This is a genomic window from Methylobacterium sp. ME121, from assembly GCF_000974725.1.
GTDB classification, from domain to species: Bacteria; Pseudomonadota; Alphaproteobacteria; order Rhizobiales; family Beijerinckiaceae; genus Methylobacterium; species Methylobacterium radiotolerans.
Genome location: NZ_BBUX01000012.1, coordinates 36,830 through 52,725 on the forward strand (window position 1 = coordinate 36,830; position 15,896 = coordinate 52,725).

General features: G+C 72.4%; 16 protein-coding genes. 5 read left to right on the forward strand and 11 right to left on the reverse strand.

Going from position 1 to position 15,896, the window contains the following annotated elements; all coding sequences use genetic code 11:
- Positions 1-52: 52 nt before the first annotated feature.
- The 3 genes from ME121_RS10845 to ME121_RS10855 all read right to left on the reverse strand — a co-directional run bounded on the left by ME121_RS10845 (position 53) and on the right by ME121_RS10855 (position 3,382).
- Positions 53-811 carry a lysophospholipid acyltransferase family protein gene (locus tag ME121_RS10845; protein ID WP_059408835.1) on the reverse strand — a complete coding sequence of 253 codons (759 nt, stop codon included), beginning with the start codon at positions 809-811 and terminating at the stop codon, positions 53-55.
- Between the two features lie 95 nt (positions 812-906).
- Complete coding sequence (locus ME121_RS10850; protein ID WP_012321937.1) at positions 907-2,436, reverse strand: phytoene desaturase family protein; 1,530 nt, start codon at positions 2,434-2,436, stop codon at positions 907-909.
- 97 nt (positions 2,437-2,533) lie between these two features.
- Positions 2,534-3,382 (reverse strand): type 1 glutamine amidotransferase, encoded by an 849-nt coding sequence (locus tag ME121_RS10855; RefSeq protein ID WP_012321938.1) that lies wholly within the window; start codon positions 3,380-3,382, stop codon positions 2,534-2,536.
- Positions 3,383-3,580: 198 nt separating this feature from the next.
- Here ME121_RS10855 and ME121_RS10860 point away from each other — a divergent pair, with 198 nt between their 5' ends.
- Together ME121_RS10860 and ME121_RS10865 are read left to right on the forward strand one after the other, a co-directional pair.
- On the forward strand, positions 3,581-3,895 hold the full coding sequence (locus tag ME121_RS10860) for a hypothetical protein (protein ID WP_059408836.1): 315 nt from the start codon (positions 3,581-3,583) through the stop codon (positions 3,893-3,895).
- Between the two features lie 103 nt (positions 3,896-3,998).
- A complete protein-coding gene (locus ME121_RS10865; RefSeq protein WP_012321940.1) occupies positions 3,999-4,508 on the forward strand; it encodes a cache domain-containing protein in 510 nt (169 codons plus the stop codon).
- A gap of 29 nt (positions 4,509-4,537) precedes the next feature.
- On the opposite strand, the gene ME121_RS10870 is transcribed toward ME121_RS10865, so the two are convergent.
- From ME121_RS10870 to croR, 7 genes are all read right to left on the reverse strand, one after another.
- Positions 4,538-5,746: an ABC transporter permease gene (locus ME121_RS10870; protein ID WP_012321941.1), complete on the reverse strand. Its 1,209-nt coding sequence runs from the start codon at positions 5,744-5,746 to the stop codon at positions 4,538-4,540.
- Positions 5,743-6,720 carry an ABC transporter ATP-binding protein gene (locus ME121_RS10875; RefSeq protein WP_024828330.1) on the reverse strand — a complete coding sequence of 326 codons (978 nt, stop codon included), beginning with the start codon at positions 6,718-6,720 and terminating at the stop codon, positions 5,743-5,745. Before ME121_RS10875 ends, ME121_RS10870 begins: the two co-directional genes overlap by 4 nt.
- Before the next feature lie 4 nt (positions 6,721-6,724).
- Positions 6,725-7,192, reverse strand: coding sequence for a DUF2141 domain-containing protein (locus ME121_RS10880; protein ID WP_024828329.1), 468 nt, complete (start codon positions 7,190-7,192; stop codon positions 6,725-6,727).
- Positions 7,189-8,778 (reverse strand): phytoene desaturase family protein, encoded by a 1,590-nt coding sequence (crtI, locus tag ME121_RS10885; RefSeq protein WP_012321944.1) that lies wholly within the window; start codon positions 8,776-8,778, stop codon positions 7,189-7,191. Before crtI ends, ME121_RS10880 begins: the two co-directional genes overlap by 4 nt.
- Before the next feature lie 234 nt (positions 8,779-9,012).
- Positions 9,013-10,014: a helix-turn-helix domain-containing protein gene (locus tag ME121_RS10890; protein ID WP_012321945.1), complete on the reverse strand. Its 1,002-nt coding sequence runs from the start codon at positions 10,012-10,014 to the stop codon at positions 9,013-9,015.
- Positions 10,015-10,153: 139 nt separating this feature from the next.
- Positions 10,154-11,029 carry a TrmH family RNA methyltransferase gene (locus tag ME121_RS10895; RefSeq protein ID WP_179240005.1) on the reverse strand — a complete coding sequence of 292 codons (876 nt, stop codon included), beginning with the start codon at positions 11,027-11,029 and terminating at the stop codon, positions 10,154-10,156.
- A 1-nt stretch (position 11,030) separates the two neighbouring features.
- Entirely contained in the window at positions 11,031-11,504 is a 474-nt protein-coding gene (gene croR, locus ME121_RS10900; RefSeq protein ID WP_012321947.1) for a 3-hydroxybutyryl-CoA dehydratase, read from the reverse strand.
- A gap of 189 nt (positions 11,505-11,693) precedes the next feature.
- Here croR and ME121_RS10905 point away from each other — a divergent pair, with 189 nt between their 5' ends.
- From ME121_RS10905 to ME121_RS10915, 3 genes are all read left to right on the forward strand, one after another.
- Positions 11,694-12,299, forward strand: coding sequence for a cation efflux transmembrane domain-containing protein (locus tag ME121_RS10905; RefSeq protein WP_012321948.1), 606 nt, complete (start codon positions 11,694-11,696; stop codon positions 12,297-12,299).
- A 32-nt stretch (positions 12,300-12,331) separates the two neighbouring features.
- Complete coding sequence (locus tag ME121_RS10910) at positions 12,332-13,183, forward strand: metallophosphoesterase (RefSeq protein ID WP_179240004.1); 852 nt, start codon at positions 12,332-12,334, stop codon at positions 13,181-13,183.
- A 141-nt stretch (positions 13,184-13,324) separates the two neighbouring features.
- Positions 13,325-14,218, forward strand: coding sequence for a transporter (locus tag ME121_RS10915; protein ID WP_012321950.1), 894 nt, complete (start codon positions 13,325-13,327; stop codon positions 14,216-14,218).
- A gap of 219 nt (positions 14,219-14,437) precedes the next feature.
- Here ME121_RS10915 and ME121_RS10920 read toward each other — a convergent pair whose 3' ends face one another.
- Positions 14,438-15,883, reverse strand: a complete 1,446-nt coding sequence (locus ME121_RS10920) for a homospermidine synthase (RefSeq protein ID WP_012321951.1) — start codon at positions 15,881-15,883, stop codon at positions 14,438-14,440.
- Between the last annotated feature and the right edge of the window lie 13 nt (positions 15,884-15,896).

Consider the following 15,896-nt stretch of genomic DNA (forward strand, 5'->3'; position numbering starts at 1 on the left):
GGTGTCGCGCCGCGATGAGGCATCGCACGGGGCCGGACGCGAGCGGAAGGTCTCATCCGGCGCGATCCTGTCCACCCGCCGCGCGGTGCGCCGGATCGAACCGTCGGCCGGAGAGCCGGGCCGCGAGGCGCCGCCACAGATCGTAGAGGCCGCCGACGCCTTTCCGGCCGGAGACCAGGGTGCGGAAGCGGGCCGGGTCCCGGCTGATCACGTCGGCGCTCAGGCGATCGAGGGTCTGGGTCAGGGCGGTTTCCAGGCGCGCGAGGCGCTGGTCGCGCGGGAGCGCGGCGAGCTCGGATCCGGCGATCCCCGGCCCGAAGGCCGCGAAGGCCCCCGCGCCGCGCTCGTCCCAGAAGGTGTACTCGACGGCGAGGGGGACGAAGAGCGCGTCGGGAGCGATCTCGGCGAGCCGCGCCACGCCGGGACGCAGGGCCAGCGGACGCGCGCGGGCATCGGCGAAGCGGCCCTGCGCGGTGATCCAGAGCATGCCGTCGGGCGCCCCCAGGATCGACCGGGCGGCGGCCAGGAACTGCGCCGCCCCGCGCGGGCTGTCGAGGTCGACGCCGAAGGCGCCGATCCGCTCGAAGATGCGGTAGCGCGCCAGCATCGCGGCGTCGAACGGCGCGCGGCTCGCCCGCTCCGGATAGAGGCGACCGGCCAGCACGATGATCAGCGCGGCGTCCCACCACGCCGGATGGTTGCAGTAGGCCACGATCGCGCCGGGATGGCTCGCGACGGGCGGCGTGCTCCACAGGGGCAGCCGCAGGGCGTCGAGGTGGCGGTGCAGGTAGCGCTCGAACCACGCCACCATGAAGGCGCGGATCCGGGGCGAGACCGGGGGCAGCGGGGCGCCGCGCGTGCCTCTCCCGCCCCCCGCACCGGGGGGCGGAGGTGGCGGCGTCGCGGTCACGCCGAGGCGCGCAGGGCGCCGCGGGCGTCCTGGTCGTGCGCGTCGGCGGCGATCCAGCCCGACATCATCACCATCGGCATGCCGGGTCCCGGATGGGCGGCGCCGCCCGCGAGGTAGAGGCCGCGCACCTGCCGCGACCGGTTGCCGGGCTTGAACGCGCCCATCACGCGCCCGTGCGAGGCGAGGCCGTAGATCGCGCCGTTCAGGACCTTGTAGCGCTCGTGGATGTCCTGCGGCGTGAGGTGGCGCTCGACGACGATGCGCTCCTCGAGGTCCGGCATGCCGGCGGTGCGCTTGAGCTTGTCGAGGATCGTCCGGCGGTAGTTCTGGAACAGCGGCCCGTCCGGGCGCCAGTCGTGGTGCGGCCGCAGATACGGCGTGTGCACGAGGACGTAGAGCGCCTCGCCGCCCTCGGGCGCCACGCTCGGGTCGGTCGAGGAGGGGGCGGCCAGGTAGGCGGTCGGGTCCGGGGCCGGTTCGCCCTTGTTGTAGATGTAGTCGAACTCCTCCTCCGGGTCGCGAGAGAAGACGAAATCGTGGTGGTTCAGGTGCTCGTAGCGCTTGTTCAGGCCCAGATAGAGCACCACGCCCGAGCAGGCCGGCTCGGGATTCTTCTTGGCGTAGGCCTTGGCGGCCTCGCCGCCCACGAGCTCGCGGTAGGTGCGCACCGAGTCCATGTTGGAGATCACCGCGTCGTAGGGCGTGACCCCCGCGGCCGTCCGCACGCCCCGGACCGCGCCGTTGGCGGTCTCGATCCCGGTCACCTCGGTGTCGGTCTTGCAGGTGGCGCCGAGTTCCTGGGCGAGCTTCGCCAAGCCCTCCGCGACCGCGCGCGTGCCGCCCATCGGGTACCAGACGCCGTCGGCCGTCTGCATGTGGGCGATGGCGCAGAGCACTGCCGGCGCGCCGTAGGGCGAGGAGCCGACATACTGGACGAAGTGGTCGAGCATCTGCGCGAGCCGGGCGTCCTTGACCTTGCCGCGGATCGTCGAGGCCACCGAGGCGTGCATGCGCAGGGACAGCACGTCGCGCAGCGTGCCCGGGTTCATGTTGGCGCGGATGTTGATCGTGTCGAACAGGTCCTCGACGGGCTTCCAGAAGAAGAATTTTTCCGAGACGCCGTGGAGATGCTCGGAGATCGAGAGGAATTTCTTGTAGCCCTCGCCGGTGCCGGGAGCGAAGCGCTCCATGTCGCCGGCCATCCGCTCGACGTCCTGCATCAGGTCGATGTGGGTTCCGTCGTCGAAGAAGCAGCGCCACTGCGGGTCGAGGCGGCGCAGGTCCATGTAGTCGTGGACCGAGCGGCCGGCCTCCGCGAAGATCCGCTCCAGCACCCGCGGAACGGTCAGGATGGTCGGGCCCATGTCGAAGCGGAAGCCGCCCTCGTGCAGCACCGCCGCCTTGCCGCCGAGCCAGCCGTTCTTGTCGTAGACCGTCACGCGGTGGCCCCGCGCGGCGGCGACGCACGCGGCGGCGAGTCCGCCGAGCCCGCTGCCGATGACGGCGACCGTGGAATCCTGGCTCATCCTGCTGGCTGGCTCCCCGGGCCGAAGAAGGTGTGGCCCGCAGGGCGAAGCTAGACTTGAGGCCGGGCGGGTCAACGCGCCACCCGGTCGCGGCAGCCTACCGGCGGCGCTCGCCTGTGGACAGGCGAGCCAGGAAGTTGCCGATCTCCCGGCGACGGAGGCCGGCCTCCATCACCTCCGGCCCGATGCCGTGACGCCAGGCGAGGCGGCGCGCGGCTTCCGGGTCGCGTCCCTGGAGCGTCGCGATCTCGTCGGCGTAGGCCGCCACGGCCCGCGGGTTCTCGGCGAGCCCCGCCGCGACGATGGCGGTGTCGCAGAGGCGCAGCATCGCGGCCAGTTCGTCGAGGTCGAGTTCGGGATGATACTGGGTGCCCCAGAACCAGCCGCGCTCCCGGCGGATCTCGATGGCCTGAATGCCGAGCACGCGATTGCCGGCGAGAACGCGGGCGCCGGGGGGCGGCTCCAGTACGGCGTCGGAGTGGATCGCCGGGGCATCCCAGGTCGCCGGACGGCCGGCCAGCAGGGCGTGTGTCCGACCCTCCTCGGTTGGGGTGATCGCCCGGGCGAAGCCGTATTCCGGCCCGCGAGGGTTGGCGGCGGCATGGCCACCCGCCACCGTAGCCGCGACCTGCACGCCCCAGCACGAGCCGAAGACCGCGCGCCCGGCCTCGAAGGCCGCGCGCATCAGGTCGAGCTGCCGGATCACGGCCGGCGTACCCTCCGAGACCTTGAGGGTCGACCCGGTGAAGATCAGCCCGTCGAAATCCGTGAGGTCTGCCGGCAGCGTCGCGTCGGCGTCGGCGGCGTTGACGTGCCGGCAGACGGAGCCCGGCGCGAGGTCCCGCACCACCGCCGCGTAGGACTCGGCCGAGGTTCGTCCGGTGGCCGCGACGTGGCGGTCGCGGGCAGCGCGATCGTTGCCGTCGGCGATGAGCAGGCGGAGCATGCGGGATTTCCGGGGAGCGCGGCCGTAGCGGAAGCGCCTCTATGTCGGTGCGCACCGCGTCGCAGGAACGGCGCGGATCGTCGCGGGAGGCGGGCGTCGAAATCGAGCCCGGCTCCTTCAAACGGGTGATGCGCGCCCCCGCGCCGGGTTTACCTCTGCCGCGTCGGACTTCGAGGAGCGATCATCGCGGAGGACAGGATGCCGGATCTCGCCGAGGTGGAGCTCTACTGCGCGGAAGCTCGGGACCTCCTCGCCCACGCGGAGGCCATCGTTCACGACCTGGGCCGGAGCGGTGCCTGCGAGGGGCACCGCATGATGGCGAGCCAGGGCCTCACGGCGCTGCGGAACCTCGAGCGCATCATCGAGCGGCATCGCAGGCGCCTGACGTTCCAGTCCCTGCCCAACGCGGTCGGCCCGACCCCGGGCCCACCCCCGCCGCAGAGGCGGAACTGGCTGATCTTCCTCCGGCCGCGCGGCGGGCACCCCGGCCATGGCATCGAGGCGCACTCCTAGGGCCGTCGCGGCGGGGCGTCCGATCCCGCGCATGCCGGTCAGCGCGCTCGCGATCGGCCGGATCTCGCGCGGGGAGCCCTGTCGCGCGCGACGGGGAGATCCGGTGGGGCCGGCGGCGCGGTGGTACGCCGGCCTGGCGAGAGCCCTGCTGATCTGGGTCCTGCTGCTCGTCCCGGACGCGGCCATTCCGGCCGACGCCCGACGAACGCCCCCGCCGCTGCACCGGGCGGCCGAGATCGAAGCCCTCGTCAACAGGGCGGCCGACGTGCTGGAGAGTGAGGGCGCGCGGGCGTTCGACGCGTTCCGGCGTCGGGGAGGCGTCTGGCGATACGGGGACGTCTACCTGTTCGTTGTCGACCTGCGGGGGATCGTTCTCTTCAACGCCGCCCACCCGAACCGCGAGGGGCACGACCTGCTCCACGAGCGCGACGCCGACGGGAAGCAGTTCCACCAGGACTTCATCGACGCCGTCACGCGGTTCGGGTCCGGCTGGGTCGACTACATGTTCCCGAAGCCCGGCCAGGCGGCGCCGAGCGTGAAGTGGAGCTACGTCTGCGCGACGCGCGTGGCGGGCGTCGAGGCGCTCGTCGGTGCCGGCGTCTACGTGGAGTAGCGCCGTCCGGGTCGGGACGGCGCCGGGTCCTAGGCCGTCCGCCGCGCCGCCAGCGCCAGGGCGAAGCCGAGACCGGCCAGGGTCAGCGCCGCCAGGACCCCCAGGGCGGGGGCCGCGGCGGAGAACCCCTCGCCCAGGGCGCTCTGGTACGCCTCGATCGCCCAGGCGTTGGGGGTGAGCCATCCGGCCTGCTGCAGCCAGGGCGGCATGAGGAACCGCGGGACCATGGAGCCACCGACGGCCGAGAGCAGCAGCACGCCGAAAGTCGACGCGAGATGCGCCTGCTGGCGCGAGGCCGCGAGCGCGCAGGCCGCGAGCGCCAGGCCGGCCGCCATCGCGGAGACCAGCAGGCAGGCGGCCAGGAAGGCCGGCCAGTGCGGCCCGATCTCGACGCCGTAGAGGAGGGCGGCGGCCAGGAAGATCAGCCCGGCCTGGACGAGTCCCTGCAGCGTCAGGAAGGCGAACTTTCCGAGCACCACGACGGGCAAACCGCCCGGCCCGGCCATCAGACGCTCGGTGAGGCCCGTCTCGCGCTCCTCGACCAGCGACATCGCGCCCTGCATGGCGGCGAAGAGCAGGAACACCGCGGTGATCGCGCCGGCGTAGTAGCTCACCCGGGCATTGGCGGTCCCGGACGCCGTGCTGCGGCGTTCCACCAGGGAGGCGAAGCTGAACGGCTCCTTCTTGGCGCGCTGCTCGGCGAAGGCCTCGTCGAGGAAGCGGCGCTCGTCGGGACCGATCTTGCCCGTGCGCTCGACGTCGGCGACGACCCGCGACAGGACCACGTCGGGCAGCGCCTCGTTCAGGACCCTCTGGAGCTGTCCGAGGGCGATCGGCGTCGCCAGTGCCTTGGCGGGGTTCTCGACCAGCACCACCGGCTGATCCGCGGCGCCGGACGCCGCCTCCGCAGGTGCGGCGATCAGGTCCCCGCGCAGGACAAGCGCCACGTCGACCTCGCCGCCCCGCACCGCCTGCGCCACGGCGTCGATGTCGGTCGCGGGCAACCGCGTCACGCGGAGGGAGGGATCGGCCGCGAGCGCGTCGGCGAGGCGCCCCGTCGCCGCGGTGTGGGCTAGGTCGGCCAGACCGAGATGGATGCGGATCCGGTCGCCGATCGCTCCCGAGAAGATCGCCGCGAAGATCGAGAAGATCACGGTCGGCAGCACGAAGGCCATCACCAGCGCGGCCCGGTCGCGCAGGAGGGTCAGGAGCATGACGCGGAAGGCGGCGCCGATCATCCGGCGGTCCCGGCCCGGAGCGGGGCGGCCTCGGGATCCGTCAGTTCCCGCAGGCGGAGGGCGTCCAGATAGAGCGTCTCCAGCCGCGGCGCCCGCACCCGGATCTCGGCCACCGGAACGTTCTGGGCGCGCAGGGCGCCGAGCAAGGCCGCGCCGTCGAGGCCGGACCGTTCGACCGACCGCCAGACGAGGCCCCCCGCCTCGGCGGGCACGAAACCGGCCCGGCGCAGCACGCCCTCGGCCGGTCCCGACGCCGGACCGGCGAGGCTCAGCTCCCGCTCGGGCGCGCCGGTCCGCAGCTGCGCGAGCAGCTCGGCGAGACGGCCGGCGCGCACGACCCGCCCCTGGGCCAGGAACGCCACCCGGGATGCGAGGCGCTCCGCCTCGGCGAAATCGTGTGTGGCGATCAGGATCGCGGTGCCGGCGGCCTTCAGGCGGTCGAGCACCGCGTGGATCGCGGCCCGCGCGGCGAGGTCGACGCCGCTGGTCGGCTCGTCGAGGAGCACGAGCCGGGGCCGGTTCATCAGGCTCGCGGCGATGTTCACCCGGCGCCGGTACCCCCCCGACAGGACGCCGACCGGGCGCCGGGCCACGTCGGCGATGTCGGCCATGGCCAGGGCGGACTCCACGGCCGCCTTCCGCTCGCGCCGGGAGACCCCCGCCAATTGCCCGAACACGCCGAGATTCTCCGAGACGGTCAGCCGCGGGTAGAGGGCGATCTCCTGCGGCACCCACCCGATGGCGCGGCGGGCCTGTCCCGCCCGGTACGGATCCGCTTTGGCCACGCGCACCGACCCCGCACTCGGGGCGAGACGCCCCGCCACGAGGCGCATCAGCGAGGACTTGCCGGCTCCGTTCGGTCCGAGCAGCGCCAGGGTCTCGCCGGCCCCGAGGTCGAGATCGACATGATCCAGCACCCGTCGGCCGCGGAGGTCGAGGCCGACGTCCGCGAGCCGGACGAGGGGATCGTCCATCGGTTCACCGGCTCGGCAGGGCACGGCCGAGGCGCACCCGCACGGCGGCGCCGGGCTCCCGGAGGGCGAAGGCCGCCTCGGCGAAATCGGGGCGCGCCCGCCGCCCGACCGTACCCGAGAAGCCGTAGGGCTCCAGCGGCAGCCCAAGACCGGTGCGGTCGAGGCGCCCGTTGCCGTTGGCGTCCTGGTAGGCCGCGACCGCGTAGGTGCCCGGCGGGACATCCCGGAAGGTGAACCGCGCCCGGTCGGCGGTGGCCGGCGCGTCGTCGCCGCGCAGGCACGACGACTCCGAGAGACCGCCCTGGCAGAGGGCGACCCGCACCTGGCCGCCGCCGGGCTCGATCCCGTCGACCTCGACCTGCACGGCGGCGGCCCAGGCCGGCACGGTCGCGGCGCTGAGCCAGACCGCGGAGGCAACCGTCGCGCGGCCTGCCAGCCTCCGGAGATACCTCCGGCCGGACGCGGCGCTCACGAGGCCTCGCCGGAGGTCGCCAGCGGGGCGGTATCGGGGATGCCGGCCGCGGCGGCGGCGCGGGCGCCCGCCAGTTCCTCGATCAGCAGCCGGGCGGAGATGCGGGCGCCCTCGTAGATCACCGGCAGGCCGGAGCCCGGATGGGTGCCGCCGCCGACGATGTAGAGGCCCGGTCCGAAGCGGTTGTGCGGCCGGAAATACAGCATCTGCAGGAGGTCGTGGGCGAGGTTGAAGGTGGCGCCCTCGTGGACGGCGAAATCCTCTTCCCACTGGGTCGGGTCGATGATCCGCTCGTAGCGGATGCGGGACTCGAGATCGTCGATCCCGAGGAGCTTCAGCCGGTCCAGGATCAGGGCGCGGTAGGTCTCGCGCATCGCCGCCCAGTCGATCCCCGCCTTCAGGTTGGGCACCGGCACCAGCACGTAGAGGGCCGTGTGTCCGGGCGGCGCCATGCCGCCATCGGTGTAGCCCGCGTGCTGCACGTACAGGGACGGCTGCATCGGCAGCGTGCCCTCGGTGATCTCGCGGATGTTCTTCTCGTAGCCGTCGGCCAGGAGGATCGTGTGGTGCCCGAGGCTGTCGGGCATTTTCCCCTCGAGGCCGAGATACAGCATGAAGGTCGAGCAGGAGAGCCGGGCCTTCCGGATCTTGGCATTCCGCCAGCGCGGCCGGTGCCGCTCCGGGACGAGGGCGCGGACGACCTTCGCGAAGTCGCCGTTGATCAGCACCGCGTCGGCGTTGAAGGTCTCACCGTCCGCCACGAGACCGCTGGCGCGCTTGCCGTCGAACAGCACTTCCTCGACGTTGCTGTTGAGCCGGAGATCGACGCCCATGCGGCCGGCCAGGCCCGCCATCGCCTCGGAGACGGCGCCGCAGCCGCCCACCGGGTGGTAGACGCCGTGCTCGTATTCGAGGAACGACAGGATGGTGAACAGGCTCGGGCACCGGAACGGCGACATCCCGAGGTATTTGGTCTGGAACGAGAAGGCGAGCCGCACCCGCGGGTCGGCGAAGTGTCGCTTCAGGTCGCGGTCGACGCTCCGACCCGGATGCAGGTAGGGCAGGGCGGCCAGCATGGCCGGACTCGCCATGCTGCGCAGGGTGTGGAAGGCTTGCTCGAGGACCGGCTTGAAGTAGTTCAGCTTGGTCCGGTTCTCGGCGAAGAAGTCTTTGACGTTCTTGGCGTCGTCCGGCGCGAGGCGGGCGATCTCGCGCTCCAGGCGCTCGACGTCACCGGTGGCGCTGATCGTCCCCGTGATGCCCTCCGCGCCCTCGAACACGAGGTGGTACTGCGGGTCGAGCCGCTCGAGCTTGACGTGCTCCTCCAGCCGCTCGCCGCAGCTCGCGAAGATGTCCGCGAGAATCTGTGGATAGAGGAAGAAGGTCGGGCCGATATCGAACCGGTAGCCGCCGGGCGCCTCGACGGTCTTCGTCCGACCCCCGACCTGCGGGTCCTTCTCGAAGATGGTGACGTGGATCCCGGCCCGCGCGAGCAGCAGGGCGGCGGCCAGTCCGCCCGGCCCAGCCCCGACCACGGCCACCCGGCGTCCGGTCAGCGCCCGCAACCCGTCCCCAGACTGAAGCAACGTCCTCGACTCCTCACAGAATCCCGATACCCCATGCGGCCAAGCTAGCTTCGCATCATCGGGCGGCAATTGCAGCCGTTTGTCGCGCGCAGAACGCTGTACACAATCATACCGTGGAGACGCATCCGTAAGGTTTGTGAAGGCCGGATGCGGCGCCTGCCGTCGCGGGCTCTGAGCGGCAGCCTGGCGAGCGCAGGATCCGGTGTCCTGTTCGTCCTGGCCCGCGGAGGCGTTTCAGCGCTGGCCCAGGCGCTCGTACCACGCGTGGGCCCGGGCCGGCGTCCGCTCGAAGGTCCGGACGCCGTGGGCTCCCCGCGTCCGGCGCCATGCCCGCGGCGATTCCCCGAACCGGGCGCGGAATGCGCGGCTCAGATGGGCGGGATCCTTGAAGCCGTGCTCGCTCGCCAAGCGCGCGAGCGCCCGGGTCTCCAGCGGATCCTCCAAGGCGAGCCGGATCGCCTCCAGCCGCTTCTCCCAGACGCGCTGCATGACGCCCCCGGTGCTCCGGAAGGCGCGGTACAGCACCGTCCGCGAGACGCCCGCAGCGTCGGCGAGCCAGTCCGGCGAGAGGTCGGGTGAGGCCAGATGGAGGTCCATCAGGCGCTCGGCCAGGGCGACGAAGCCGACGTCGAATTCCGGGCCCCGCAGGACGTCCGAGGCCGCCGATGGATCGAACAGGCGGCGGACGAAACCGGCCAGCTCGCCCGCGATCGCCGGCTCCTCCTCGGCCGTGGTCGTCGGCAGCCGCCGGTACAGGGCGTGCAGCCGCGCGACGAGCAGACGGTTCCGTTCCCTGTCGAGGAAGATCGGTATCCGCTCGATCGTGCAGTCTGGCAGCAGACGACGCGGTACAGTCAGTCCGATCGCGCTGGAGCGCACCCCGCGGGCATCCAGTTCCCGGCCCATGTTGGCGGCCATGATCCGGTTGCGTTGCTGCACCACCGGGCTGCCCGCGACGTCGCCGGACAGGCCTCCGGACACGTAGAGCATGAACGTGAAGTGATCCGGTGTCGCCGCGGCGTGGCGGCGATCGCGGACCATGTGCTGGGCGGAGAAGACCATCCGGCTGGCGAGGATATCCCCCAGGACCGTGCAGGACAGGTTCCCGCGGGGCACCGGCGCCCCCGCGATCCGCTCGACCCGGACGATCGGCGCCATCAGGTCGCGCCAGGCCGCGAAGGCGTGCGCGGGGTCGAGATGATCGGTGTTGAAGTGAAGCGTCGGGATATTCGACATGCGATCCGGCGCGGCGTCGGGACGGTCGTCGGATCTCAGATTGCGCGCGCCCGCGCGCGGCGTCGAGATGTCAATGTGTTCCAGCTGGAGGCGCGTTCTCCGGCCCTGTTCCGCGGCGTCTACGCGGGGAATACTGACTTCAAGAACCTGCCGGCCCCGGGTCGAACGGTTCGCCGCCGCGGCGCGCTCGCGGTTCGCCGAGGCGCCCCTGGCCGCGGGCGATGGTGTAGAGGGCGATGCCCGCCGCGGTAGCGACGTTCAGCGAGTCGAAGCCGGCGGCCATCGGGATCCGGATCGGCCGCGCCCGGGCCAGCGTCGCCGCGTCGAGGCCGGGGCCCTCGGTGCCGAGAATCAGGAGCGCCCGCGGCGGGGCGGCGCGCGCGTCCAGGGTCTCGCTCGCCCCCGGACTGAAGGCGAGCGGCCGGAGGTCGAGGGTCTCGGCCAGCCGCAGCCAGTCCTGCCCGTCCGGGAGCCGCGCGAAGGGCTGGATCAGGGCGGCCCCGGCCGAGACGCGGATGCTCTTGCGGTAGAGCGGGTCGCAAGTCGCCCCGTCGAGGAGAACGGCGTCGGCCCCGAAGGCCGCCGCGTTGCGGAAGGCGGCGCCGACATTGTCGTGATTGGTCAGGCCGGCCAGGCCGACCACCAGGGCGGGCGCGGGCGGCGGCGGCACGAGGGCGGCCGCGTCGGGCCCCGGCCCGCGCAGGCCGACCGCGAGGACGCCGCGGTGGATCGGGAAACCCGTCACGGCGCTCATCACCGCCTTGGAGGCGCTGTAGATCGGCGGCGGCTCCGGGCAGGCGGCGACGTCGGCGGCGAGGCCCGGCCAGCGCTCGGGCGCGAGGAGGATCGATTCGGCGCGGAACCGGCTGCGGCGGCCGAGCAGCAGCCGCAGGGTCACCTCGCCCTCGACGATGAAGCGCCCGGCGCGGCCCACGAGGTCGCGCTCGCGCATCCGGGTGTAGGGCTCGAGGCGGGGGTCGTCCGGGTCGTTGAGGGGCTCCGGGGCCGGGGCCACCTCAGCCCTGTGACCGGTCGGAGCGGTTCGCCAGCGGGTCGGCCTCGGCCTTGGTCGGCACCTTCACCAGCGCCTCGCCGTCGAGAACCGTCTCGCCGCCCACCGAGCACCGGCAGGCGAGGCGCGCGCGCCGCCGCTCGGGCATGAGTTCGGCCACCGTCACGGTGACGTCGACGACGTCGCCGATCCGCACCGGGGCGCGGAAGTTCAGGGTCTGGGAGATGTAGACGGCGCCGGGCCCCGGAAGGCGGGTGCCGAGCACCGCCGAGATCAGCCCGGCCGTGTAGAGGCCGTGGGCGATGCGGGTGCCGAACGGCGTGCGCGCGGCGAAGTGCTCGGACAGGTGGATCGGGTTGCGGTCGCCGGTGATCTCGGCGAAGCCCACCACGTCGGAGGAGGCGATGGTCTTCGACAGGGTCTCCGACAGGCCGACCTCGAGATCCTCGAAATAGAGCACGCGCAGTTCGGGCAGCATGACGCGGCAGACCTCCGGTTCCGGCCGGTCATGCGTCTCGTGTTGCCGGCTCCGGCAACGGCGTCGCACGATCGCGGCGCCGAATCCACCCGGACAAAGGCGTAACGGCCTCGAACTTTCTTGAGCCGCGGACAGGCTTTTCTCAACAGCCGCTCGACAGGGCCGCGCGCGTCGGCGAAGAGGCGTCCCGTGATCGCCGATGATGCGCCCCGGCCCGCGCCGCCCGCCCTCCGCCCGGTCGTCGCCCGCGTGGCGGCGCTCAACCTCGGCTATTTCGGCATCGAGATCGCGGTGGCGCTCGCCATCGGCTCGGTGGCGCTGATCGCCGACAGTCTCGACTTCCTCGAGGACGCGGCGATCAACCTGCTGATCTTCGCGGGCCTCGGCTGGAGCGCGCGCAACCGCGCCCGCCTCGGCACCGCCATGGCGGGGATCCTGCTCCTGCCGGCGCTCGCGGGGGCCTGGGCGGCCTACGGCAAGATCGCCGACTTCACTGCCCCCGCCGCTCTGCCTCTGACCCTCGCGGGGCTCGGGGCGCTCGCCGTCAACCTCACCTGCGCGCTCATGCTCGCCCGGCACCGCTCCGGCTCGGGCAGCCTGACCCGGGCGGCCTACCTCTCGGCGCGCAACGACGCCGTCGCCAACCTGGCGATCATCGCCGCCGGCCTGGTGACGGCCCTCCACCCGTCCCCCTGGCCCGACCTCGTCGTGGCGGCCGGGATCGCGATCCTCAACGCCGACTCGGCCGCCGACATCCTCAAGGCGGCCGCGGCCGAGCGCAGAGCCGCGGGCTAGCGGCCCCGAGCGGCGACACGGCAGCGACCATCATGCGCATCTTCCCCATCTCGGACCTGCATCTGGAGCGGCGGCGCCTCGACCTGATCGCGCCGCCCGCGGAACCGTTCGACCTGCTCGCCTGCCCGGGGGACCTCCACGAGGGGCATCCCGAGCGGGGGCTCGCGGCGCTGCTGCATCTCGCGCAGGGGCGGCCGGTCGTGCTGGTGCCGGGCAACCACGAGCGCTACGCGCCGACCGGGGATCGGCGCACCGCGCCGGAGCTGCTCGCCGCCCTCGAGGCCGAGGTCGGCCGCCTCAACGGGCTCGGCGCGCGGATCCACCTGCTCCAGCGCGCGCGGAGCTGCGTCATCGACGGCGTCCGCTTCGTCGGTACCACCCTCTGGAGCGACTGGGCGCTCGCCGGGCGCTGGCTCGGACCGGACGCGCCGAACCGGCCCGACGATCCGGTGGCCTACGCGGCGTCCCGCATGACCGACCCCGTGACGGGCTCGCGGGAGTATCTCGGCTCGATCCGCAAGGCCGACGGCAGCCCGTGGCAGCCGGCGGACGCGATGGCGGAGCACCGGATCGAGCGGGCGGCCCTGCACGCGGCGCTCCGGACCCCGCACGACGGGCCGACCGTGGTGGTGACCCATCACCCCGCGAGCCCGCTCGCGGCCGATCGCTTCCGGGACGCGCCCGGCGTCCCCTGGTGGGTGCCGGCCTTCTACGCCAGCACGGCCCTCGACGACCTCGCGGAGACCGAGCGGCCGGGGCTGTGGATCTCCGGGCATTTCCACGCCGGCCACGATGTGCGGGTCGGCCGCTGCCGCTGGATCTCGAACCCGGTGGAGGGCACGACCTATCGCAGCGACTTCGTCGTCGAAGTCGAGGATCAGTGATTTAGTCCCCCCGCCGAGAGATCGGTCTGTCGAAGCGGTGCGATCGCGCACAGCTTGGCCGTAACGGCGGGATGCTGTCGGAGTGAGCGCCCGTCAAACCCTGATCGGCCCCGAATGACGGGGCTCGGGTTCAGGGTTCCCATGGCCGGTTTTAGCCTGACGTCACGTTGGATCACGGCGGCGGCTCTTGCCGTCTCGGCTCCGATCACCGCCGCGTCGACGGCGACGACCGCGCGGGCGGCGTCCGCGGCGCAGCCGGGACAGACGGTCGGCCTGCCGGTGGGCGACCAGCTGCCGGTCGGCCTGTATTTCGTGAACCTGTCCAGCTTCGGCGTGCGCGGTACCCTCCCGCGCGACTCGTCGACCAACGTCAACCTGCCGACCTTCGCGTGGGCGACGCCCTGGAACGTCGCGGGCGCGCGCCTCCAGTTCTTCTTCACCCAGCCGATCGCGGCGGCGAGCAGCCGGGGCGCCCCATACCAGAGCGGCGTCGGGCAGCAGCTGCTGGCCGCCCAGCTCGCCTGGGACCTCGGCGGCGATGTCGGCTTCAGCTACCTGTTCGGCGGCTACCTGCCGATCCAGACGCGGTTCCTGACGCAGTCAGCCTCTCTGACCCACCGCTTCGCGCTGAGCTACACCGGTCAGGGCTGGAACCTGACGGCGAACCTGCTCTACGGCGTCTTCCTCGACACGCGCTCGCCCAGCGGCACCCTCTACCCGGACTACATGAACCTCGACCTGACCATGACGAAGAAATTCGGCTCCTGGCAGATCGGCGCGGTGGCCTTCGGCTCGACGGACCTTCCCACCGGGGTGGCGAGCTACCGGCCGCAGGGCCAGATCGCGGTGGGCGGGCTCGTCGGCTACAATTTCGGGCCGGTGAACCTGCAGGCCTACCTCACCCACGACGTGGTCGAGCGGAATTACGGCGGCCGCGAGGTCCGCGGCTGGCTGCGCGCGATCGTGCCGCTGTACCAGGACAAGAACGAGGTCGAGCCGGGTCGGACCCTCGTGACGCGGCGTCAGGCCGAGTAGCCGAACCATCGACGCGCCGCGATCGCTCGCGGCCCGCGGTGTCCGTGCTTCCGCGGCGCGGGGCCGAGGGGAGGCACCGCCCGGTCTGGCACAGCCCCGCCGTCGGGCCGTGACCCATCGCGGCGGGGCAGGGGCGACCCGGTCACGGCCGGCGCGGATCTCGGACTTGCCGGACATCCGCGCCGCCGACAGCGGCCCGCGCCCGCTCGGCGCGGAGGCTCAGCCGTGCACCAGCACGTTGCGGAACTGCCACGGATCGCTGGTGTCGATGTCCTCCGGGAACAGGCCCGGACGGTCAGTGAGCGGCGTCCAGTCCGTGTACACGCCCACGACCGGGCCGAGATACGGGGTCTGGACCTCCAGGCAGCGGCGGAAGTCCATCTCGTCGGCCTCGACGATGCCGGCCTCCGGGTTCTCCAGGGCCCAGACCATGCCGGCGAGCACCGCCGAGGTCACCTGCAGGCCGGTGGCGTTCTGGTAGGGGGCGACCCGGCGGGTCTCCTCGATGGAGAGCTGCGAGCCGTACCAGTAGGCGTTCTTCTCGTGGCCGTAGACGAGCACGCCGAGCTCGTCGATGCCGTCGACGATCTCGGTCTCGTCGAGGATGTGGTGCTGCTCCTGCACCTGGGCCGCCTTGCCGAACATCTCGTGGAGCGACAGCACGGCGTCGTCGGCCGGGTGATAGGCGTAGTGGCAGGTGGGCCGGAAGACCGGCTTATCGCCCTCGCGCACCGTGTAGTAGTCGGAGATCGAGATCGCCTCGTTGTGGGTCACGAGGAAGCCGAACTGCGAGCCGGCGGTCGGCACCCAGGTGCGCACCCGCGTGTCGGCCCCCGGCTGCAGCAGGTAGATCGCGCAGCGTGAGCCCTTCTCCTGCTCACGGGCGTTGGCGGGCTTCCAGGTCTCGTGCGTGCCCCAGCCGAGCTCGGCCGGCTGATTGCCCTCGGAGACGAAGCCCTCGACCGACCACGTGTTGACGAAGACCCCCCGCGGCTTCGGGGTCTTGGCGCGCTGGGTGTCCCGCTCGGCGATGTGGACGCCCTTCACGCCCAGGTCCTTCATCAGGGCGGCCCACTCGGCCTTGGTCTTCGGCTCCGGCCGCTGGAGGCCGGTATCCTGGGCGATGTTCAGGAGCGCCTGCTTGACGAACCACGAGACCATGCCGGGATTGGCGCCGCAGCAGGAGACCGCGGTGGTGCCGCCGGGCTTCTGCGCGCGCGCGTCGAGGATGTTCTCGCGGAGCGCGTAGTTGGTGCGGTCGCCCTGGCTCTTGGTCTTGTCGAAGTAGAAGCCCGGCCAGGGCTCGGCCACGGTGTCGATGTAGAGGGCGCCGAGCTCGCGGCAGAGCTCCATGATGGCGCGCGAGGAGGTATCGACCGACAGGTTGACGCAGAAGCCCTGGCCGCCTCCTTCGGTGAGGAGCGGCGTGAGCACGGCGCGGTAGTTCTCCGGCGTCAGGGCGACCTTCTCGAACCGGAGGCCGTGCTTCTCGGCGAGAGGCCGATGCGTGTCGACCGGGTCGATCACCGTGAAGCGCGCGCGGTCGTACTCGAAATGGCGCTCGATGAGCGGCAGGGTGCCCCGGCCGATCGAGCCGAAGCCGATCATCACGATGGGGCCGGTGATGCGGCCATGGATCGGGTGACGGGTCGGCTGATCGGTCATGCGGGACATCCTC